Here is a 24,753-nt window from a genome sequence, read left to right on the forward strand (position 1 = left end):
ATTACTTCCCTTTCGTGTTTTATGTTTTTGAGTTTTAAATTTTAACAACAAAGCTATCTGTTAATTCAGAGATATGTTCATCTTCATCTGCTACGGTATAATACTCTCCGGTTAGCGTAAGCCCCCTGTCATCGCGTTCGATGCTTATTTTTAAGAAGCCATGCCTGGTATCACAACTATATCCAAGGCTTACACCGTCAAATCGCGAATCTCCGGCAGTAAAACCTTCGTTATCAGTCAAAGCAATTGGATGCAACTCGTCAAAGCCCCCGGTACCGGCAACAATATAAGGCATCACTGTTAAGTCATCATATTGCTTGCTGAAACGCTGGTAGTTATGCACGTGCCCGCTAAAAACGATATCGGGCCGGATGCCGGTTTCCGCAAAAACTCCTTCTAAAAAATCAATCATCGGCAAACTGGCCCCATGATTAATATCGGCTGAATAGGGAGCATGATGCATACAAAGGATAACAGCTTTTTCGGGACGTTGCATATCTGCCGATCTTAGCTCTTCCATAAACCAATCGCGTTGCTCGCGGGTAACAACGCCATACTTAGGCACATTGGTATGCAAACCGATGATAGTTGCCAGCGGTGTTTCCATTGTCCAGTAAATATTGGGCTGCGGCATGCTTTTGCGGTTGATCTTCCGGCTCAGCATTACCGGGCGCGAAACAGTATCGCAAAATACTGTTGTAAACGCGTCAAGGCTTTGATAGGGCATTTCAGCAGCCGGATTTACGTCGCTATCATGGTTGCCGGCTATCGCGAAAATTGGGCCCGGGTAGAGGCTATATGGTTCAAAAAACTGGTCGTGATAGTTGTGGGCCTCTCCGTAATTGTAAACAACGTCGCCCAAATGGTATAAAAACTTTGGTTTATCAGCGCCGGAGAACATTTTATATTGTTCGGCCATCAAACCGGCTATTTGCCGCTGCGATCCGGGGTTGCGGATACTGCCGGTATCCCCTACCATATGAAAAACCATTTTATGATCAGCTACACCCGATAACACATCATGTACAGATAAATGATAAGGATAGTTACCAGTGGGCTCTGGCAGGGGCTGAAATTTATAGCTGTCGTCCGGCTGATCTTTCTTGACAACCGGGCTGGTATGTTTTAATGCCGAAACTAAAGCCATTTGCTCCATAATACCCACAAAATTACGCAACCTAATATTAAGGCAGGATTAAATTGAGGTTTCATGCTTACAGCAATTTACAACATTGTTTATTTAAGCCTGTTTATGACAGGAAAATCGCTTTTAAAATCAATAGTAAACACTTGGCACCTAACGGAGCCTTAAAGTTTCAGTTTGTTTCCTATAAACACGATATTCCTACGGAGTTTAAAGCAAAATTAGTTAGACACTCCGTAGGAATATCGTGTTTATAGACATTTTGGCCCCAAGATATTGGCTCCGTTAGGTGCCACGTGTTTTAAAAGCGATTTCTCTTCAGCTTATGGTTGTCAAAAGAACTCATAAGATAATTCATCAGTCTGATGACTATTGAAGTACTTACATTTGCGTATGAAAAACTACAAAATAATCTTATCTGCAACGCTGCTTACCTTATCGGCATGTGGTGTTAACAAAGTAAAAAACACATCTGCCGGTTCTGATTCTGCTAAAAATCAAAACGTTGCCCCTGCTGCAAGTGCAAGCTTGTTTGCCAAAATGCAAATAAAGCAAGCCATCAAAATTGGACATCCGGTTGAACTAAAATTTACCGTTTATAACGATGCCGACACCGCCCGTCAATTTTGTAAATGGCATACCCCATTTGAGCCGCTTATGAGCAAATACCTCGACGTAAAAGATGCAAACGGCCAAGAAATGCTATACAAAGGAGCTATGGCCAAAAGAATGATGCCGCCGCCCGCCAGCAGCTATATTAAAGTAAATCCGAAGGACAGCCTATCAGCAACTGTTGACCTGTTGAAGGCCTATGAGATCACCAAGCCATCAAAATACACTGTAATTTACGTAGGGCAAAATATGAGCGGTCTTACGGTAAAAGACAGTGTTGAGTTTGTTTATGAAGGGGAATAAACACCCAATACATAAACAATTGCAAGTAATTCCCCCTTTAGGGGGTTAGGGGGTCACCGCCTTCATCTTCGCCAATGCAGTTTTAGCTACCGTTAGGGCATCCTGTGCATAATAACTTTTATTAAAAACCTCGAACGAGATCACCAGCGGCCGTTCGGGGTTTTTAACTATTTGCAGGATCTGTTTAAGCGGAGCAATACCATCGCCGCAATAAACCCTGTCCGGTTCAGAAATTTGTTCTGGGCTAATACCTCCGGGATAGTCGTTTACATGCAAAATATCCAGTGCATGATGGCCAACATAATTCAGGGCCTCAACCGCCGACCGACCTTTAAAAATGTGGTATACATCAAGCAAAATGCGGGCATTAGGATTACCACATTGCGTAGCCACATAAAGTACCTGACTTATATGTTTGAGATTTTGTGAGCCTCCCCACATCTCTAACTGAGGCATAACGCCGGTTTGCTCGCCCATTTTCAGGATGGTAAGATATCGTTCAGTAACCACATCCAGATCGATTACGGGGCCTTGGGTCATACCTGCAGGTGGCGCCGCTATGCGGTGGCAACCTAGTTTTGCCAGCATTTCCATTTCCTGCTGTAATTGTTCTAAACCCTTTTTTCGGGTTGGCTCATCATCAACCAGCCAGGGGGCAAAGCCTATTGCATCTTCAATTTTAAGTCCAAGCCCATCTATTATCTTTTTGGCTTCGGTTAATGAGCCGCCACCCTGCAGGTAGGTTTGCAGCGTATCTATCCAGATCTCAACAGAAGTAAAGCCCGCTTTGGCAGCTACTTCAAGCTCCTTAACAAAACCAAGGTTATGCCCGCGGATAGTACTTATGTTTAACGAGTAAACAAAGCCATTACCTGCTTTTGGGGCAATTGGTGTAGCCGTTGCACCCGCTTCGCTCAACACAGCGGCACCTGCCGTTAAACCTATTGCTTTTAACACTTGCCTGCGGTTTAAATTGCTCATATATTAATCTTTTAAACCTTTCAGATAAGCAATGGTAACCGGTAACTGTTCGCTGTACGACGGACTTTCATCCTCAATAAAATAATGTTTGATCCCGGCCTTTTTCGCGGCCTTCAACACTCCGGGAATATCAATTTGGCCGGTACCCAAGGCCACATCGTTTTTGGTATCGGTACCACCTGTTAAGTCATTAGCAACACCCTTACGAATGTCTTTCAGGTGCATAAGTTTCATACGCGAAGGATATTTATTAATAAGGGCTGCCGGATCCTGCCCGCCATGGAACGACCATAAGATATCAATCTCAAATGAAACATATTTGGGATTAGTATTTTGGGCGATATAATCGAACAGCGTGCCATCGTTATAAGGACCAAACTCATAACCGTGGTTATGGTAGCAGAAAGTTAAACCTGCTTCACTCAGGATCTTGCCAACGCGGTTAAAGTCAGCTGCTGCTTTTTTGGCGTCATCTAAAGTAAACTCTTTACCATGCGGAATCCAGGCAACCATTACGTATTTAGCGCCTAATATTTTGGCCAGCTTGATCACACTGCCCGGATCATTCACAATGGCATCGTATCCTGCTCCTGTTGATGGGATACTTATGCCTCTATCATCACACATTTTCCTGAACTCCTCAGGCGGCATTCCTTTGGGGCCCTCACCTTCAATTTCGGTAATACCTAATGATTTGATTGTATCCAGTACTGCAGCTGTTGCTTTGGGCATACTGCTGCGAAAGGTGTAGGCCTGTACACCTATGGCGTTAGTAAATAGTGGTTCATTTTGTGCCGATGCTTCGTTTTGCCCCAAGGTCACGGCGACTAAAAGGGCTATAAATAAGATTGATTTTTTCATGATTTAATCAGGATTTAAAAAAGGCGTTATTGCGAGGTACGAAGCAATCGCGAACTATGCAGGGCGGATCTGCTTATTGGGGATTGCTTCGTACCTTATAATGACGTGATTGTATGTTATTGATTATTAGGTATGTTTTTTTATCAGTTTTGTGAATATGGGCGTTGCCTGCGGCCCGTGCTATCCGCTCATACTGCACAGGCATTAGCCACATGGCCGGTATCCGCTACTATCACTAACGCGGCCCCCGCACAGTATCGCTGGAATATATATTTTACGTCATTACGATTTTTTTCAGGTTTTCCCTGATGGTTACTCGCAATGACGTTATGTAAATAGAATTACTCAACAAACTGAATATTCTTCAGATTTAAAATACCGTCACTTGGCTTAGCATGTTTTATAGCAAAGAAATATACATCATGTTTTCCGTTCACGGGCTTATTTAAAGTCCCGGTTACTTCACCCATTTTGTCCCAGGCACCTGTTGTTTGATAGGCTACGGAGCTAATCACCGGTCCGGCCTGCGAGTCGATCCTTACTTCAATCTCGCCGTCATAATCCTTTGAGGCATATTTATATGCAAACTTGCTGATATTGGTAAGGTCAATATTTCTGAACAGCACATATGATTTATGGTTACCTGCCGACAGATCGTCTTTAAACCTGTTGAAACCTTTCAATTCATCGGCATAAACGGCCTTAATTGCCGAATTACGCAAAACCACCATATCAGTAGCCTTCAACGGGCCAACAACCTTACCGCCTTTATCGGTATAAGAGGCCAGCAGTGTGTACTCTCCGCGCGGTTCGGCATCGTTAAATTTCAAGTTGAGCGTACCAGTTAAAGGCAGCGGCAATACAGGGCTCTTTTTATCTGTTAGTGAAAAAATGTATTTCACAATTTCCCTTGTATCGGCATTTGATAGTTGAGGATGCGCACTCATCACATGCTCTGTTCCCCAGCTCCCTGCACCACCCGCAATTATTTTTTTAGACAGCTGATCAAGAGCCCCCTTTTGGGTTTTATAACGATTGGCAATAGCCAAAAAGCTTGGCCCTACAGCAGTTTTATTAATAGTATGGCACGATTTACAATCGCTGTTAGCTATCAAACCTTTGCCGGGATAACTAACTTCGGTAGTTGACAAAGCAGTTAGGTTTTGGGTAGTGCTGTTGGCCGATGGCTGGGGATTATAGATGTAAAACAGTTTCACTTTTTTAGGATCTATCTTACCATCCTCCTTATCACTAACTACCACATGATAGCGGAACGGTTTGCCTTTCCAGATGAATGATTTATTATCGGCACTCGCTATGGTCACTTCAGGTTTGGTATTGCCCACCCTTACAGTTACTGTATCCCTGCTGGATAAGCCACCTTTATCAGTAACTTTTAAAATGGTTTTATAAACGCCCGGCTTAGTAAATGTATAACTGGCTGATGATGTGGTGGCGCCAACTGTTTTGCCGTCAAACAACCATTGATAAGTGATCTTGTCGTCATCGTCAAGGTCTTTACTGTTTTGGCTGCTGAAGCTTACTTTAAGTGGAGCTTGGCCTGCTATTTCCTTTTTTGCAGGGAACTCTTTTAATTCCACCGTTAAAAATTTGGTTTTGGCAAACTTGTTAAACACGGCCGTATCCGTAATGCTGGCTTTAGCAATCGGCGCACGGTTACCTGTATTATACTCGATCTTGACCAAACGGGCATCTTCATTCTGCGCACCGTAAACCGAACCGTATTCCAGCATATACAAAGCACCATCGGGGCCGAACTGCATATCAATTGGCCGCCTGAAATCTCCGTTGGCAGGCATAAAGGCCTCGTTACGCAGGTAGTTTTCGTTCTGGTCAAAACGGAGGTTGATCACCCAGTTACGCATCCAATCTGCAACAAATAAACTACCATCATAATACTCGGGAAACTTATTGGGATTTTTTACATTTTTATCAAACTCGTAAAAGTCTCCACCAATGGCACAGCGGCCTCCCATACCCAATTCAGGAAACTCATCCGAAGCAGCATAAGGGTACCAGATCATGGCAGGCATAGCCGGAGGCAGCACATTTAAACCGGTATTATTAGGCGAATTATTTACCGGCGCTTTAGGATCAAAGTTTGGCCCCGGCTTGGCGTTCACAAAATCCCAATGCGAGTAGGCAAAATTATTGCCCACAAAATATGGCCAGCCAAAGTTCCCGGCTTTCCTTGCCTGGTTAAACTCATCATATCCGCGCGGACCACGAGGTGAATCATTACCTGCATCCGGCCCTATCTCTCCCCAATATAAAACCGAAGTTTTAGGGTTTACAGCGATACGGTACGGATTACGGCAACCCATTACATAAATTTCTGGTTTAGTTTTAGCTGTGCCCTTCGGAAAAAGATTTCCTTCGGGGATAGTGTATGTACCGTCAGCTTCCGGATGAATGCGCAGAATCTTGCCTTTAAAATCATTGGTATTGCCTGCGCTGCGTTGCGCATCGAGACTATAATGTTCTGTACCGGGGCGTTCATCCAACGGCGCATAACCATCAGAGGGAAACGGGCTTGAACTATCGCCCGTAGACAGATACAGGTTTTTATTTTTATCCCAGGCTAATGAACCGCCGTGGTGCGCACCGCTCACCTTTTGAACAGGCACTTTCAATAAGATCTTTTCTGATTTTAGGTCGAGTACATCCGCCGGGCTTAATTTAAACCTTGAAAGCTGAAAGTTAAGCGGTTCAATGGTTTGCCCGGCGGGCATATAATAAATGTAAACAAACTGGTTTCTTTCAAAATCAGGATCAAGCGTCAAACCAATTACGCCTGTACCTCCCTCATAAGTAATTGGAAACTTATGGATCACCTTAAACTTGTTGGTTTTGGTATTGTAAACCGAAAAATTGCCCATCAGCTGGGTAAAAAACACGCGGCCATCTTTGGCAGCAGCCAGTTCCATTGGCGAGGCAATATTGCTCACCAGCACCGTTTTGATAAACCGGGTTTGATCCGGAGCTACTTTGGAGTATGATTTGTTATAATCAAGCGGTTTGCCACTGCCCATAGCATACTTAATGCCGCCCAGCAGCTGTCCCAAAAACAAGGGATCGCTGTAGCTTTCATCGGTATGGCCGCAACCGGTATAAAATGCCCGGCCGCCATCAAACTCATGATACCAGGTTATAGGGTGATTAGCACCGTTGGTACCGCCGTCATAAGTATTTTCATCAAGGCTTGCCAGCACATGAATGCCGCTATAAATAGATTTGTAATTGTACCATTCATCAGTACGCTCCCATCTTGTGGGCAAATTGGCTGTAGCCGGCTGGCTTTTATCGGTTACATCAATTGTTGCCTTACGGATATTGGAATTATTGGGGTGGCTTGAAAAATAAGCGCCAACCAGTTTGCCGTACCATGGCCAGTCATACTCGGTATCGGCAGCAGAGTGTACGCCCATGAAGCCGCCCCCTGCCTGGATGTAGCGTTCAAAAGCCGCCTGTTCAACGGCATTAAGCACATTGCCAGTAGTGCAGTTAAATATTACCGCCTGGTATTTTTTAAGGTTATCATCATTAAAATTAGCCGAACTGGTGGTTGTATCTACATCGAATCCATTCTCATCACCCAATTTTTGAATGGCCGCTATCCCGAAGGGGATGCACGAATGGTGCCAGCCTAAAGTTTTGGAAAATACAAGCACGCGCGGCTTGTCAAACGGTTTTTTAAAGGAATAAAGCAGGAAAGTTAATCCTGTCAAAAAAACGTAGGTGAGTTTTGTTTTTAATGACATGTTTGAGATTATTATTGATTTACATTTAATGAACAGCCATAAAAGCAGCATTATCCCACGCCTTGCTAAAAGGATTTATGTACAAGGCAAAAAAATATAAAATGCAGTGTTGCTAAAAGGGCTGTTCAAACAATTGGCTTACACAATAATAACTATTTAAAACATTCAGAGTGTATTAAATACACTTTATTTTAGGTGGAGATGGCTTTGTAATTGAATTGTTACGGCTATTAAATTCAATGTAGAGACGCATCACATGCGTCTCCCCCATGCAAATTATTGGATTTGCCAAATTGGGAAAGTGCCTTATCCTACGTCAGACGCATGTGATACGTCTCTACGGAAATAATAAAAACAACGAACCCCACAGACACTTATCCGCGGGGCTCGTACTAACCATTACAACCCAGGGCACGTCACCTAACAGCATGCCCTTTATCTTTAAATTCCGGGTGCTACATCTTCGTAGTACTCCGGTATTATGGCTTTTTGGATCAGGGTATTCTTATGTTTTTCAAGCAGCTTTTTCCACCAGAACTGGTATTTGCGGGGGTATACTACCCTATCCTTATAATCACGTTTACACAAGCCCTCGTACGAGAGCAGTTTATTCATAACCTGGCGCGAATGGTCAACTACCATGTGCGATTTGGGTGTATATCCCATAAGTCTGTTGATCTCGCGATTGGCTTTACCAAGCAGTATCAGCTCAAAAATGTGAATGTGAAAGGTTGAAAATCCTTTTGTTCTTAAAAACGGGCGGTGAAATGTTGCTGACTCTTTCATAAAAAATAGCTTAGGTTAATAGATCCATGATTATTCTGTTTTTACTACTGTAAATTCTGTGCGTCGGTTAAGTTGTCGTCCAGCTGGATTATCCTTGCCGTTAGGCAGCGAGTTTGGTGCAACAGGCATACTTTTTCCGTATCCTTTAGCGTAGATGCGCTCACTGGTTATTCCCTGGCTTATAATATAGTCCACACATGATTGCGCCCTGGCCTGCGACAGTTTGATGTTGTATTTTACGCTACCTATCGAGTCGGTGTGCGCGCCAAGCCTCACAATGATCTTAGGATTATCTTTCATAATGGTAACCAGGCTATTGAGCACCGTTTTAGATTCGGGCCTTAAGGTTGCCTTGTTGAAATCATATAGGATGTTATTGATCACTATAGGCTTATCTTTTTCAAAAGCCTGCAGGCAGATCTCTGCGTTGTAAAGTGTATCGTTGCTCATTTGGCCACTCGCAGGGATAGGCAATACCTTGGTGAAATAGCCTGTTTTTTCGAGCTTTAAATTGTATGGCCGTTTTGAGGTTACTTTGAAAGCATATTTGGCATCGGCCCCGGTAGTTAGCTCCTTAAGGGTTTGCTTTGCCAGCGAGTCGATAAAACTAACCTTTACACCTGCTAATGGCTTATGGGTTTCGCAATCGGTAACTATACCGGACAGAATAAAGCTCTTGTTACGTACCTCAAACAGGTTCAAACAGCAATCTGATTCCCTGTCCGAGCTTATATACCATTTGTTGGCATCCTTGCTATCAGGCATAAAATACAGGTCGTCCTTAGCTGAGTTCATGGGATAACCCATGTTTACCGGTGCGCTCCAGTTGCCTATGTCACCTTTACTTTCAAAAAAATCAAATCCACCTAAACCAATAAAACCTTTCGAACTGTAGATCAGCTTTTTTTCATCAGCATTATAATAAGGTGACTGTTCGTCACGATCAGTATTAATGGTACTACCCAGGTTCACAGCGTTCGTGGCGTCACCGTCATCCCCCAAATCGCTCACCCAGATATCATCACCGCCAAAGCCACCAGGCTTGTTTGATACGAAGAACAGCTTCTTCCCATCAGCAGTGATAAACGGCTGTATTGCGTTATAGCCATCGGCATTAACATTATTACCGAGCCTATGTAACGGCTGCCAGGTGCTGTCCTGCTTTTGGGTAAAATAAATGCTATGATAAACCTTGCTGCCTTCTTTATACCAGCGGGTAAGGTACATCCGTTTACCATCCGGCGTTAACGAAGGCGTGCCATATTCTGTTTCCTTTTTGGCATCGTTATCTTTTAAGGTGATCACCTGCGGTTTTAAACCGTTGGCAGCTTTGGCAGTATAAATGCGGTTGATATGTTTTTTATCATCTTTTGCAAAACGCGATGAGGTAAACATAAAGTTATCGCCTGTTTGAAGCAGGGCGTAATCAGATCCGTCCGAGTTCCAATCGCCTTTTAACTTTACAACTTCAAGCAGTTGCGGATATTTGTATTGCTCTTTGGCGAACGTGCAATTAGCTATTTCCTTGTTAGCGATAGCCTTGTATTCGTCGGTTTTATTGTAGCCGGCGTTAAACTGCTGCAATTCTGTAATAGCATCATCAAAGCGCTGTATCGCGCGAAGGCATACGCCATGCCAAAGCCGGGCTAAAGGATAAGTAGCCGCGTCCGGCGCATCGATGGTCTTTTTATACCAGCCTTCGGCTTCAATGTAATTTTCATATAAACGATACGATTCTGCCAATCGGTAGCTCACATAAGTAGCATCCGACGGTTTATCCTTTTTAGGTGCCTTATTCATGGTTTGAAACGGCACCTCTTTGTTTTGCAGCAAGTGCATACCTTCGGCAACCTTACGGTAGTAAAAGGCGGCTTCGTAATAATCCTTATCTGCAAATGCCCTATCGCCCAGGTTACGAAAATCCTTACCGTACTGGCCAAAACATGTCAGGGTGATGGCCGATAAGAAAATAGATATAATTATAGCTCTCATAGTTAAGCGATTAAAGCCTTGGGCAAACAGGTTCAGGTTCCTGTATACGTTTGCGGAAAATATAGCTCAGCGATAGTTCAAAACCACCATTACCACCTGTGGCACGGTTTAAGGATGAAGTGTTTACATCGTAACTGGCGCCTATGATCAGGCTTTTTACGTGGTAACCAACATCGGCAACGGCGGCATCTTTAAAGCGGTACAGGAAACCCAGGATGAGGCCATTATCGTTCTGAAATTTAAATTCAGAGTAAGCGCCCAAACCTTTTATATCTGCGCCTTGCTGTTTGATATAAACCGCGTTTGGTGTCAGGTCGAAGAAATCAGAAGCTTTGATCTTTAAACCGCCATGAACGGTATAGCGTAGAGGAATCTTCCCACCGGATGTTGCGGAAAAAGCATCTTTAGGTCTTGATAAGTGCCCTACACTTACACCGCCAAAGGCATTAACATCCTTAAAAGGATCACCGTCGTAATAAAAGATCCCGGCGTTGGCGTCAAATACGGTGCTGTTGGTGGTATTGAAGTTTTCAAAGCTTGGCATGTTGGGGTCAAAGCCGCCTATTGGGGTGTACTGGCTGCCAAACTGCAGCTTGTTCATATCAAAACTGCGGTTGATGATACCCGCCTGTACGCCGAAGCTCAATCGCTGATTTCCATCGGCAGAAATAGAGATTGCATAGCCCAAAGCACCATAAGCACTCAGGTAATTGAAACTATGCCCACCCGACGACTGATCAAGGATATTTACACCAAGGCTTAGTTTATCGGTTGTACGCATATCGGCAGAAATAGCCGCCGTTTGATAGGCGTTATTGATGGTTGCCCATTGGCTTTTAAAGTTTGCGTTCACACGCGAATCGCCGTTAATAACTCCGGTCAAAGCAGGGTTGAGCCATAACGGGTAAGCGTAGTACTGTGAAAAATGCGGATCAACCTGAGCTGATAACCGCCCTGCTACTACAATGAGGAGCAGCAGGGTAACAATTGTGATTTTATTTCTCATCGTAGTAGATTGATAGTTCCTTTTCTTTTGATCACTTGTCCGTCGTTAAGTGTGGCCTCAACGTAGTACACGTATACGCCCACCGGCTGCGCCTTGCCCTTATAAGTTCCATCCCATCCGGCCGATTGATTGGTAGATTTGAAGAGCAATCCACCCCACTGATCATATATCGACATATTCATGCCTTTGATCACGGTACCAAATACCAGGAACGTATCGTTATTGCCGTCGCCATTAGGACTGAAGGCGTTAGGGATAAATATGCTGTTGCCAAGCGGATTGGTTGTTGTACCCGTTACTGCTGCCGAGTTATCGCTCAATTCGCAACCTGAAGTGCCCAGCGCCCTCACCACAATGGTGGCGCTTTGCAGCGGCTGCAGGTTATCAACCTTAAAGGTTAGCGCTGTACCAACACTGCTGAAGGTTGAGCCATTGTTCAGGCTGATCTCGTATCCGGTTGCCCCGGTTACTGCTGCCCAGCCAAAGGTTATACTTGTTGCTGTGGTTTCTGTAACATTAACTGCCGGCGTTGCAAGCTTTTGCAATACCTGTACAGTTACAGAAGTACGTGTGCCTGAATTACAACCACCGCTGTTTGAAGCCTCAGCATAGTAGGTAGTAGTTTGGTTTAGCGCCGGTGTAGTGAAGCTATTGCCTGTAGCCAATGCTGTTCCGCCTGTTGCATCAGCATACCACTTGATGGTAACATTAGCAGTAGCGCTAACAGTAAGTGTAGCTGTGCTGCCCGGACAAATACCTGCATTTGGCCCATTCACTGCAGGTGCAGTTGGAGCGCCAAGTATAGTTATTGCGGCAGATGCTCTTGCTGGTGAACTACATCCTGCAGCATTCACAGCTTCTGCATAATAAGTTGTGCTGGCTGTTAACGAAGGCGTAGTAAAGTTTGTACCTGTATAAACCGGTGTACCTCCTGTAGCTGCTGTATACCAGTTATAACTAAAGCCTTGCTGTGGGTTTGAGATACTTAACAATACCTGCGAACCTCCACAAGCCGTTGGGCTGCTGTTAACCAGCAACGGTGTTGATGGCGGTGCCGAAATAGTCACCTGAACAGTTGCTGCCGATGAGCTGGCACATGATCCGTTGCTGGCGTCAACGTAGAAGGTAGTATTTGCCTGGATAGGATCAGTGGTATAGGTTGAACCGGTAAACAACAGGTTGGTGCGGGCTGCATTGCTATACCATTTGTAGATGATATTTGCCTGCGGCGATTGTACCGATAAAGTCGCTGTATTTCCGCTGCACACAGGCACGTTAGCCAATGTTGGCACCGGCGCATTTGGCTGCGGAACAATAACCACATTTACGGCCAGCCTCGCCGAAGCATTACAGCTCTGGCTATTTGAAGCCTGCACGTAATAAGTTGTATTTGCAGATAATACAGGCGTTGTAAATGCTGTACCTGTATATAGCGAGCTACCTCCGGTTGCTACGTTATACCAGTTGTAGGTAGTACCGGCATCCGGATTACTGATGTGAATTATAGCTGCGCTGTTTTGACATACAGACAGATCGGCCGCTACTACCTGTGGTGTTGGCGTTGTAGTATTGCCGATGGTTACCTGAACAGCCGTGCGCGTAGTTGAAGCACAACTTCCATTGCTTACGGCTTCAACATAATAAGTTGTAGCTGCTGTAAGCGGAGGCGTAGTGTAGGTTGCACCGGTAAATATTGGCGCACCTCCGGTTGCAGCTGTATACCAGTTAAAGCTTACATTAGGTGTAGTACTGGTAGCTGTAAGCGCTATAGTACCGCCCGAACATACGGTGGTATTTCCACCGCCTTGTGCTGTTACCGTAGGCGCGGTTGGTATTTGATTTACATTAATGCTTACGGAAGTGCGACCGGTTGATGTACAACCGGTACTGTTCGCTGCCTCGGCATAGTAAGTTACGTTACCTGCAAGCGCCGGTGTATTAAAGCCTGTACCGGTAAACAATGGTGTACCTCCGGTAGCTGCACTGTACCAGTTATAGGTAAAGCCTGCCTGCGGGTTGGAGATATTAAGCGTTACAATGCTATTGATACAGGTTTGTACCGCGCTGCCATTGGCAATTACAGGCGCTGATGGCGCTGCCTGGATGCTCACCTGTGCTATGGTAAGGTTAGCGCTTTGACAACCCGAAGCATTTACCGCAGCCACGTAATAAGTTGCGTTAGCAGTAAGCGGTCCTGTTATATAGGTTGTACCTTCAAACAGTTTGGTAGTTTGTGATGCTGTGCTGAACCACTGGTAAGTGATACCCGCAACTGGCGACTGGATCTTCAATGTAGCCGGAGCCCCCAAGCAAACCTGTACGTTGTTGCTGGCCAATATTGGATCGGCAGGCAATGGATTAACCGTTACTTTAACCTGCGTACGCGCAGATGCATTACAGTTACCGGCCTGTGCGGCCTCTACATAATAAGTGGCATCTGCAGTTAATACCGGTGTATTGAACTGTGTACCGGTGTACAACAAGGTTCCTCCGGTTGCAGCGGTATACCAGCGGTAAACAACACCTGTTACAGGGTTGGCGATGCTCAGGCTTGTTGATTCACCTTCGCACACATTAAGGCCGCCTGCACTGGCTTGTATAACCGGAGCAGTTGGTATGGGCTGCACGGTAATATCGGCACGGGCGCGGGTTGGGCTTGTACATCCTGAACTGTTTGATGATTCAACAAAGTATGATGCATCAGCAGTCAAGTTATTTATAGTAAATATCGGCCCGGTAAATACGGGAGCACCGCCTGTGGCAGCTGTGTACCATTTATAGGTTAAGCCGTTAACCGGGTTATTAACACTCAGTGTAGCACTACCGCCGCTGCATACATTAGTGGTAGCCGCACTCAATACCGGTGCTGTAAGCGAATTGGTTACCGTTACATCAACGGCTGTACGTGCACCGTTATTTGAACAGCTTGTAGTAGCACTGGTTGCCTGCACATAATAGGTTGCATCTTGTGTAAGAGCCGCCGTAGTGTAAGTGTTGCCAGTCTGCAACACAGTGCCGCCGGTTGCAGTCGCAAACCATTGATAGTTAACACCCGCAACCGGGTTAAGTACAGCTAAAGTAGCGGTGCTGCCCGGACAAACTTGCACATTGGCTGATTGCACGCCCGGTGCCGCCGGACGGGGATTTACCGTAATTGTAGCTTTTGTACGCGATGGGCTTACGCAGCTGCCATTGGTGATCTCGGCATAATAGCTAACTGTTGCAATTGGTGTTGCCTGGTAGTTAGCACCGGTGAATACTAAGGTACCGCCGGTTGGCGCGTCGTACCAGTTCACGGTTGCACCTGCGGCATTGGTTACCGACAAGGTAACTGCATCGCCCGAGCAAACAGATACCGCGTTTTGTGCAAGTATTGGATTTACCGGAGCAGGGGTAACATTTGCAGTTGCCGCTACCCTGTTAGGGTTAGGACAGCTGTTTGATGTACGGCTGCTTTCTACGTAGAAATTAGTGGTAGCATTTAATGCCGCAGTGGTGTAATTATTACCGGTATGGAGCAATGTACCGCCAACTGCTGCGGAGTACCATTTATAAGTTACTCCGGCAACAGGATTAGCTACTGTAAATGTAGCCGTTCCGCCGGCGCATATATTATCTGTTTTAGCTGTAAGCTGAGGTATTGGTACCTGCTTGGTTGCGTAGTAAATATTTAGCGAGTTAAACAGCGATACTGTTGTGGTTAACCTCACCTCAATGGCGTTATAAACAGCTTTAGGCACAAATTTTACCAAAGCAGTTTGACCGCCCGCAAGTATGGTTACCTTGATCAATGTGCTGCTTAGCGCAATCCTATCGTTATTATCAGTATTGCCATTGAATGAACCTATCTGCAGCTGACCTAATACACCTACCGATGCCAGGTTAACCGGTACTTTTATTTTCACCGTTACAGTATCACCGGCAAGGCCAGCATCGCCAAAAATCAGTTTCTGGCCTACGTAACCTACAGCTCCAACACCAAGGTTAAGTTGACTAAAGTTAACTGTATCAATATCTACAGCATTATCAGGATTTGTTACACCGCACAGCAAGCAGGCAACACCGCTGGTACTGTTGGTTTGGGTCGATGCAAAATCGCACGAAGTAGAGAATACCGGGTTAACGATTACTGTAACTGGCGTACGGGTTGTGCTGATACAGCCTGTAGTATTTGATACAGCCTCAACGTAGTAGGTTGTATTGGTAGTTAAAGCTGGAGTAGTAAAGGTAGCACCTGTGTGAACCGGTGTACCACCTGTTGCAGTACTATACCAGTTGAAGGTAACATTAGCAGTTGTTGAACTGGCTGAAAGTTGAGCTGTTTGCCCGGATGTGATCTGTCCGCCAACCGGAACCACCGTAATAGTAGGTGCAACCGGGGTTGGGTTTACGATGACATCGGCTTTGGCGCGGCTGGCACTTGTACAGGTGCCGGTAGCAGCTTCAACATAATATGATGTGTTGGCAGTTAAAGCAGGGGTAACGTATTGTGCACCTGTATGTACGGGGGTACCGCCTGTTGCAGTAGTATACCAGTTAAAAGTAACACCAGGCTGAGTTGATGAAGCCGTTAAGGTAACCGTTGAACCAGAGCAGGTTTGTGTACTGGCCTGTGAAACTGTAGGAGTAACAGGAGTAGCGGTTACATTTGCAGTTACTTTGGTACGGCTACTGCTGCTGCACTGACCTGCGTTTGATGCCTCAACGTAATATGAAGTAGTAGCAGTTAAAGCCGGAGTAGTGAAGCTGTTACCTGTAGTTATAGGTGTACCGCCTGTTGCAGTAGCATACCAGGTGTAGGTAACACCATTAACCGGTGTTACAGCAAAGGCAGCAGGCTGACCGGCACAAACGGTTGTATTAGGTACCGCCACAACCGGAGCTGCCGGTGGAGTAGTAACATTTACTTGTACAGGCGTACGAACAGCCTGCGAACAGCCATCGGCAGTGCGGCTGGCTTCGGCGTAATAAGTTGTTGATGCGGTTAAAGCCGGGGTAGTAAAGGTTGCACCGGTAAATACTGGTGAACCACCGGTAGCCGAAGTATACCACCTTACAGTTACGTTTGCCGGAGCAGTAGCTGTTAATGTAGCCTGTGTGCCGGAGCAGGCAGTAACTGGTGAAGCCGCTATAACAGGGGCTGGAACCGATTGTGAGGCATCATAAATATTCAGGCTGCTGAATACACCCGCAAGGGCGGCGTTCAACCTTACTTCTACCCTGTCAAATGTATGGGTGGCTTTAAAGGCTACCCTGAAACGGCTTGTACCACTCAATAACTGGATATTGATCAGTGAGCCATTTACGCTGAAATAATCGTTATTAAAGGTTGCACCATTGTAAGTACCAATCTGAATTTGAGATAGTACGCTCACGCTGGCCAGCGTTCCGGGAACACCTAATTCAACTATTATGCTGTCGCCTGCTATACCTGTATTGGCAAAGCGCAGGGTTTGGCTGGCGTATGAATTAACCAATCCCACAGGAACCAATAATTGAGAGAACGTGTTGCGATCTGCATCAACAGATCCGGTAGCGTTCAGCACACCGCAGCCTACGCATAGTAAGCCGCTGGTGGAATTGGTTTGATCGATAGCGGCGTCGCAAGGTACAGGATTTGAACCCTGCTGATTTACAGTTACTATACCGGTTGCCCTTGTGGCCGATTTTACGCCGGTTGCGGGGATTGATGACTCAGCATAGTAAATGGTATTAGCAAATTCAGGTGGAGTTGTGTAAGTAGCTCCTGTAAAGATACTTGTACCACCTGTTGGTGTAGTAAACCAGTTAAATACAGCGCCAGGCGTAGTTGATGACGCGGTGAATGCAGTAGTCTGTCCCGGACTAACCGTAGTGGTTGGCGGGGTCACATTTACATCAGGGATTATAACAGGCTGTACGCTAATGATTACAGGTGTACGTGTGGCCGACACACAATTGCCCAGCGCAGTACCTGCGTAATAGGTTTTGGTAGCTGTTAAAACCGGGGTGACATAAGGGTTACCGGTAAATACCAGGTTACCTCCTGTTGGCGCGTCAAACCATTGTATAGTAGCACCATTGCTGGCGGTTGCATTTAAAGTAGCTGTTTGCCCGGCAGTGATGGTTACATTTTGAGCGGTAACTGTTGGTGCCGGCGGAGCATCATCAACAATAACATTTACCGGGAACCTTACTGTTGAAGCGCATGAACCACGGCTATATTCTACATAATAAGTGGTGTTGGCATTTAAGGCCGGAGTTGTATACGATGAGCCGGTATGTACAACAGTACCACCAATCGGTGCATTGTACCAGGTAAATGTTCCGTTGGCAGGCGATGTAATATTGATCACTGCGCTGCTGCCTTTACAAATTTCAGGAGCAGTTGGGTTAAATACCGGTTGCGGGAATTGCTGTGCCGCGTAGTAAATATTCAAAGGCGTAAGCAAGCTTGCAACTCCAGAGTTTATTTTTATGGTGATACGATCATATGCTCCCGTTGCCGGAATTAAAACTACATATTTATTTGAGCCACCGCCAAGCAGGGATACTTTTATCAAAGCACTGTTAAGTGCAAGCGTAGAAGTTGGAATAGTACCGTTAGCTAATGTCACCTGGATATTACCCAGAACGGCGGCACTTAATAATCCATTAGGATTTTGCAGTACCAGTTTAATAGTATCGCCTGCAAAACCCGGCTGTTGGAACCGTAGCTCCTGCTGAGCATATCCACCCAATAAACCAGCCAGCACATTTATGGTTGATGCAGTGGTAGTATCTGCATCAGTAGCGAGTAGTTCATTAGTTACACCGCAACCAATACATAGGCCGTTTATCGTAACAGTTTCCTGATTAGCAAAGGTACATGGGGCATTAGTGTTGATAGTTACATTGATGGTTATAGCGGTGCGGTTTGCCGATGTACAACCGGTGCTGTTAACCGCACTTACATAGTAAGTAGTATTGTTGTATAATGCCGGGGTTTGGAATGTAGTACCGGTAAATACTGGCGAAGCAGCATTTGCCGATGTATACCAGTTATAAGTAACACCGGTTTGTGTATTAGTAACGCCGATAGTAGTTTGCTGACCGGCAGCTATCGAGCTATTATTTGCTGATAAAGTTGGATTAGCCGGAAGTGGAACAACGGTAACATCAGCCTGGGTTCGTTGGGCACTTGTACAGCCGCCAGCGTTTACTGCTTCTACATAATAGCTTGTATTATTGTGCAGGGCAGCTGTTGTATAAGTTGGGCCGGTAAATACAGGTGTACCACCGGTTGCTGTGGTGTACCAGTTATAGGTGGTCCCGGCGGCAGGAGTTGTTACCGCAAGGGTTGCAACGCTGCCGTCGCAAATGCTTACACTGGTAGCGTTAAGTGCGGGAAATGTTGGCGGCGGAGCCAGGGTGGCTGTTACCTGTGTACGGGTTGTACTTACACAGCTTGTGCCCGCTACGGCTTCAACAAAATAATTGGTGGTTGCATTGATAGCAGCGGTTGTAAAGCTGTTACCTGTATGAACCAGTGTACCGCCTGTCGCTGCCGAATACCAGTTATAGGTTACCCCGCTAACCGGGGTTACATTAAATGTTGCTGTTTGGCCTGCACACACACTTACATTTGCTGCCGCAACAACCGGTGCCGCAGGTATAGTTACTACATTGATAGTGACCGGTGTACGTACAGCCTGTGTACAACCGTCAGCGGTACGGCTTGCTTCGGCGTAATAAGTTGTTGATGCACTAAGGGCCGGTGTAGTGAAATTAGCACCTGTGCCAACAGCGGTACCACCGGTAGCTGAGGTATACCATTTTACAGTAACATTAGCCGGAACTGTCGCTGAAAGTGTTACCGGAGCGCCTGAGCAAGTTGTAACAGGAGTTAACGCGATAACCGGAGCCGCTACAGATTGTGAAGCGTCATATACGTTAAGAGCACTGAATACTCCTGCCAGAGCAGCGTTCAGTCTTACTTCTACCCTATCGAAGTTATGAGTTGCTTTAAAGGCTACCCTGAAACGGCTTGTGCCACTTAATAATTGGATATTGATCAATGATCCGTTTACATTGAAATAATCATTATTGAATGTCGCACCGTTATAAGTGCCAATCTGAATCTGTGAAAGTACGCTTACACTGGCCAGTGTTCCCGGAACACCTAATTCTACAATAACACTATCACCTGCAAGACCTGTATTGGTAAACCTTAATGTTTGGCTGGCATACGCATTCAGTAATCCAACCGGTACTGCTAACTGTGAGAAAGTATTCCTGTCCGCATCAACCGAACCTGTTGCGTTGAGTACCCCACAACCCACACAAAGTAAACCACTTGTGGTATTGGTTTGGTCGATAGCAGCATCGCAAGGAACAGGACTTGACGCCTGTTGATTGATAGTTACTGCGCCAGGCGCTCTTGTAGCTGATTTTACACCTGTGGCAGTCACCATAGCTTCGGCGTAAAAAGTAGTATTGGCAAACTGAGGGGGGGTAGTATAAGTAGCACCGGTAAAAATGCTTGTACCGCCGGTTGGCGTAGTAAACCAGTTAAAGGTTACCCCCGGTGTAGTTGACGAAGCAGTAAACGAAGTTGTTTGACCTGCATTAAGCGCTACTGTTGGTGGTGTTACCGATACGGTAGGGATAACTATAGGCTGAACGGTAATATTAACCGGTGTACGGGTAGCCGATACGCAACTGCCTAAAGCAGTACCAGCATAGTAAATTTTATTAGTAGTTAAAACTGGTGTAACGAATGGATTTCCTGTATGTACCAGGTTACCGCCGGTTGCTGCATCATACCATTGTATGGTAGCACCATTGCTGGCAGTGGCATTTAAAGTAGCTGGTTGTCCGCTGGTAATGGTTACGTTTTGAGCAGTAACAGTTGGCGCTGCCGGAACATCATCAACCAAAATAGTAACAGGGAACCTTACAGTACCGGTACAGGTACCACGGGTGTATTCTATGTAATAAGTTGTATTGGCATTTAAAGCCGGAGTTGTAAACGAGGTACCTGTATGTACAACGGTTCCGCCGGTTGGCGCGTTGTACCAGGTGAATGTACCGTTAGCTGGTGAAGTAATATTTATAACTGCGCTACTGCCTTTACAAATTTCAGGAGCGGTTGGGTTAAATACTGGCTTAGGGAATTGTTGCGAAGCGTAATAAATGTTAAGCGGTGTTAAAACACTTGCAAGGCCCGAGTTAATGCTTATCGTAATTCGATCATAAGCACCTGTTGCCGGGATATAAACCGCATATTTATTTGAACTACCTGCAAGCAGGAACACTTTTATCAGCGCATTGTTAAGCTGATAGCTTGCAGTTGTGGTGGTTCCATTAGCCAGTGTCACACCGATATTACCCAAAACAGCGGCGCCTAATAAACCATTAGGATTTTGCAGTACCAGCTTGATAGTGTCGCCTGCAAAACCCGGCTGTTGAAAGCGCAATTCCTGCTGAACGTTACCGCCGATTAACCCGGCCAATACGTTAATAGTTGATGCGGTAGTTGTATCCGCATCAGTAGCCAGGGCAGCATTAGTAACTGTACAACCTAAACAAAGCCCGTTTACAGTTGATGTTTGCTGATTGGCAAAAGTACAAGGTGCATTAGTATTGATGGTTACGGTAATGGTAACTGCAGTGCGATTGGCTGATGCACAACCTGTAGCGTTTACAGCGCTTACATAGTAAGTTGTATTATTATATAATAAAGGCGTTTGGAAAGTAGTGCCGGTAAATACCGGAGCACCGGCATTTGCAGATGTATACCAGTTGTAAGTAATACCTGCCTGCGGACTGGTTACGCTGATACTTGTTTTCTGTCCCGCCGCTATTGAGCTGTTTGCCGCAGATACCGCCGGATCAGCCGGTAGCGGCGTAACGGTAACAGTCGCCTGGGTACGCGCGGCGCTGCTGCATCCGCCGGCATTTACAGCTTCAACATAGTAAGTTGCATTAGCGGTTAAAGCCGCGGTAGTGTAAGTAGCTCCGGTAAATACCGGGGTGCCTCCGGTTGCGGCAGCGTACCAGTTATAAGTAGTACCTGCAACCGCTCCGCTTACCGATAAAGTAGCAACGCCACCGCTGCAAATGGTTACGTTGGCAGCAGTAAGTGTTGGCGCAACTGGTGGCGCTGTAATATTAGCAGTTACTTTGGTACGGGCTGCGCTTGCACAGCTTCCGCCTGCAACTACTGCTTCGGCGTAATAGCTTGTGGCGGCAGTTAAGGCCGGTGTAGTAAAGCTATCGCCGGTGTGTAATAATGTACCGCCGGTAGCGGCGCTATACCAGTTTATGGTAACGCCGGCTACGCTGGTGGCGGTAAACGTAGCGGTTTGCCCTGAACAAACGCTAACAGTATTGTTGGCTATAACCGGTGATGCCGGTACAGCATTTACAGTAACAGTTACTTTAGTTCGGTCCGACTCGTCGGTGCATCCACTCCGCATGGCGGCAACGTAATAGGTTGCCGAAGCTGTTAAAACAGGTGTTGTAAAGGCAGCCCCGGTAAATACTGGTGATCCGCCTGTTGCTTGTGTATACCAGTGAAATATGGTATTTGGTACCGCAGTGGCTGTGAATGTAGCTGTGGTACCTGTACAGATCTGGGCATCATTTGATGCTACGTTATTTATTTTAATTACCGGTTTGGCAATTAATCGTTGTATCTCATATAAATCGAGGGTTGACAATACGTTGGCAACGCCCCCCAGCCTTAGCTGCACCCTGTCGAAAACTTTACCCGGCACAAAAGTAATTACCACCTTGCGCCTGTTATTGGTAAGATCAAGCAAACGAACTTGTAATAATGACGAACTTAAATAGGTAAGATCATTATTATCCGTATTGCCATAATATGTGTTTACTGATGAACCTGCCAGCAAACCAACCTGCAGCAAGGCCTCAGGCACTGAAAGGGTTAACCTCACGGAGTCACCAATTACCGATGGATTTGAAAATATTACTGTTTGTTGCGCGTATGCTCCCAGTAAGCCTACACCGGCATTTAGGGTAGATGCTGTGTTCAGGTTTCCGTCGATAGCATTCTGCGGATTTACTACCCCTCCTACATTAAGACCTAAATTCAGCAACGCTGAAGATATACCATGAAGCTCGTCGATAGCGGTGTTACACACAGCCGGGCCAGCAGTAGTCACAAATCCTTCATATAGATACAAACTGCTTAACGCCCCTACCAAGCCCCCGTTAAGCGTTACCCTGATACCATCATAAGCTTGTGTTGGTGCAAAACTCAGTTCAACCTGGTTATTATTGCTCAATGCCGATACCAGTGTTGCCGCCGAAACTGGTGAGCCTACAGGCGTGTTACCATTATAAGCCTGTAGCGTTACACCGCCAAGCGCTGTCAAACTAAGTAAATTATCCCCCGTACCTAATTTAACCGTAACGGGAGTTCCGGCTGGTTTGGTTCCGCCAGGGAATGTAAGGGTTTGATAAGTTTGTGCAGCAACCCCCACGGTTACGTTTAAGGTAGAATATGTTTGAAGATTGCCGTCAGCAGCATTACCCGGATTGGTTACTGTACAGCCAAGACACAATAAACCGCCTGCGCCCGGTTGCTGGGCATTGGCATAAGTGCGCACTCCCGACGGATTTACCGGTGGCGTAGTTGAGGTACTACCTACAGTTAGCGAAATCTTTGTCCGTTCTGATTCATCGGTACAACCAGTACGCGAAGCAGATACATAATAATCAGTAGATGCTGTAAGTGCAGGTGTGGTATAGCTTGGCCCCGTAGCCACCGGCGATCCGCCAGTTGCCTGTGTGTACCAGTTAAATGTAGTATTGGCGACAGCATTAGCAGTAAGCGTTGCTGTTGAGCCCGAATTGATCTGCGCGGTAACGCCCAATACATTATTGATTTTTGTAACAGGCCTTGGTATCAACCTAACAGCCTCATAAAGGTCAAGGGTCGATAATACATTGGCAACACCACCAAGGGTGAGTTGCACCCGGTCAAAAACTTGAGCAGGCGCAAAGGTTATGGTAACCTTTCGCCTGTTGTTAGTCAGGTCAAGCAGCCGCAGATTTAAAAGCGACGCGTTTATTGCACTTTGATCATTATTATAAGTATTGCCAAGGTACGTTGCTACCGATATATTTGACAGTAGCCCCACATCTATTAATGACTGCGGTATCGATAAGGTCATCCTCACAGAATCGCCTATTACAGAAGGGCTGCCATATATAATAGTTTGCTGCGCATATGCGCCAAGCAAACCCACACCTGCATTTAAGGTGGATGCTGTATTAAGATTCCCGTCAATGGCATTCTGAGGATTTGCTACCCCTCCTACATCAACACCCAAACCCAATAAGCCTGATGAGATGCCATGTAATTCATCTACGGCCAAACCGCAAACACCGGCACCTGTACCGGTTGTAAAAGCATCATATAAATAAGTATTTGCCAAAACGCCGGCTAAGCCTCCGTTAACGGTTACCCTGATGCGGTCATAAGCCTGCGCAGGAGTAATGCTAACCTCAACCTGGTTGTTATTGCTCACGGCGGTAAGCAATGTAGCAACGGCTACCGGGGTACCGATAGCAGTGCTTCCGTTATATGCCTGTAAAAAAACGCCTCCAAGCGCAGTTAAACTCAGTAACTTATCACCCGACCCCAATTTAACAGTGACCGGGGTGCCTGACGGCCTTGAGCTTTGAAATATTAATTCCTGGTAGGTTTGTGCTGCAACACCAACTGTTACATTTAAAGAGGAGAATGTTTGTACATTACCATCTGCTGCATTTGCTGCATTTAACACTGTGCAGTTTACACAGGCAACTCCGGTTACCCCATGTTGCTCGGTATTGGCATATGTTCGCTGCGCCTGCGCATATTTAATATTAAACAATGCCAATAAAATAAATAACACTGAAAAAGCGTTTCTGTTAAAGGCGGGGTTTCTCATAAGGCATAGATATTTGAAATAGACTCCGTAAAGCTAAATCAAGCCTCTGCAATACGAAAAGGGCTTTTCATTCATTAAAAACCATTCCAGCCATATTGTTCAGTATTTATCCATCTCCGTTCATTCTGTTTTCTATATTCATTTTCTGTTCATTTTATTCATTCGTCAAATACAACCCAAAGGAATATCATTTTCCCAAAAACATAAATCTATTTCCAATTAACATACGTATTATTGACTAAACAAAATATGTGAAAATATTTGTTTCGCCATGTATTAACAATATCCCGTTACCCCAGGGAGTTACTTGAGCCTTTTATAACATTTTACTTTAAGAGTCTTCGCTAATTGTGTTAGTGCTAT

9 protein-coding genes are annotated in these 24,753 nt (G+C 45.6%); 1 reads left to right on the forward strand and 8 read right to left on the reverse strand.

The features are described 5' to 3' along the window. Positions 1 to 34: 34 nt before the first annotated feature. A complete protein-coding gene (locus AC59JO_RS23095) occupies positions 35 to 1,147 on the reverse strand; it encodes a metallophosphoesterase family protein (protein ID WP_497308289.1) in 1,113 nt (370 codons plus the stop codon). Positions 1,148 to 1,537: 390 nt separating this feature from the next. Here AC59JO_RS23095 and AC59JO_RS23100 point away from each other — a divergent pair, with 390 nt between their 5' ends. Beyond that, a complete protein-coding gene (locus tag AC59JO_RS23100; protein WP_413667083.1) occupies positions 1,538 to 2,059 on the forward strand; it encodes a protease in 522 nt (173 codons plus the stop codon). Positions 2,060 to 2,104: 45 nt separating this feature from the next. Here AC59JO_RS23100 and AC59JO_RS23105 read toward each other — a convergent pair whose 3' ends face one another. The 7 genes from AC59JO_RS23105 to AC59JO_RS23135 all read right to left on the reverse strand — a co-directional run bounded on the left by AC59JO_RS23105 (position 2,105) and on the right by AC59JO_RS23135 (position 24,390). Beyond that, positions 2,105 to 3,040 (reverse strand): sugar phosphate isomerase/epimerase family protein, encoded by a 936-nt coding sequence (locus tag AC59JO_RS23105; protein ID WP_497308291.1) that lies wholly within the window; start codon positions 3,038 to 3,040, stop codon positions 2,105 to 2,107. 3 nt (positions 3,041 to 3,043) lie between these two features. Continuing rightward, positions 3,044 to 3,901, reverse strand: coding sequence for a sugar phosphate isomerase/epimerase family protein (locus tag AC59JO_RS23110; RefSeq protein WP_413667081.1), 858 nt, complete (start codon positions 3,899 to 3,901; stop codon positions 3,044 to 3,046). 341 nt (positions 3,902 to 4,242) lie between these two features. Then, positions 4,243 to 7,683, reverse strand: coding sequence for a ThuA domain-containing protein (locus AC59JO_RS23115; RefSeq protein WP_497308293.1), 3,441 nt, complete (start codon positions 7,681 to 7,683; stop codon positions 4,243 to 4,245). A 441-nt stretch (positions 7,684 to 8,124) separates the two neighbouring features. Further along, positions 8,125 to 8,469 carry a hypothetical protein gene (locus AC59JO_RS23120; RefSeq protein WP_091211191.1) on the reverse strand — a complete coding sequence of 115 codons (345 nt, stop codon included), beginning with the start codon at positions 8,467 to 8,469 and terminating at the stop codon, positions 8,125 to 8,127. A gap of 30 nt (positions 8,470 to 8,499) precedes the next feature. Next, on the reverse strand, positions 8,500 to 10,461 hold the full coding sequence (locus AC59JO_RS23125; RefSeq protein WP_497308295.1) for an OmpA family protein: 1,962 nt from the start codon (positions 10,459 to 10,461) through the stop codon (positions 8,500 to 8,502). Between the two features lie 10 nt (positions 10,462 to 10,471). After that, the gene (locus tag AC59JO_RS23130) at positions 10,472 to 11,467 is read right to left on the reverse strand and encodes a PorP/SprF family type IX secretion system membrane protein (protein ID WP_413667078.1); all 996 of its coding nucleotides are present in this window, start codon (positions 11,465 to 11,467) and stop codon (positions 10,472 to 10,474) included. Then, positions 11,464 to 24,390 carry an Ig-like domain-containing protein gene (locus tag AC59JO_RS23135; protein WP_497308297.1) on the reverse strand — a complete coding sequence of 4,309 codons (12,927 nt, stop codon included), beginning with the start codon at positions 24,388 to 24,390 and terminating at the stop codon, positions 11,464 to 11,466. The genes AC59JO_RS23130 and AC59JO_RS23135 overlap by 4 nt, the downstream gene beginning before the upstream one ends. Positions 24,391 to 24,753 lie beyond the last annotated feature (363 nt).

The sequence above is a fragment of the Mucilaginibacter sp. A5337 genome, from assembly GCF_059690695.1.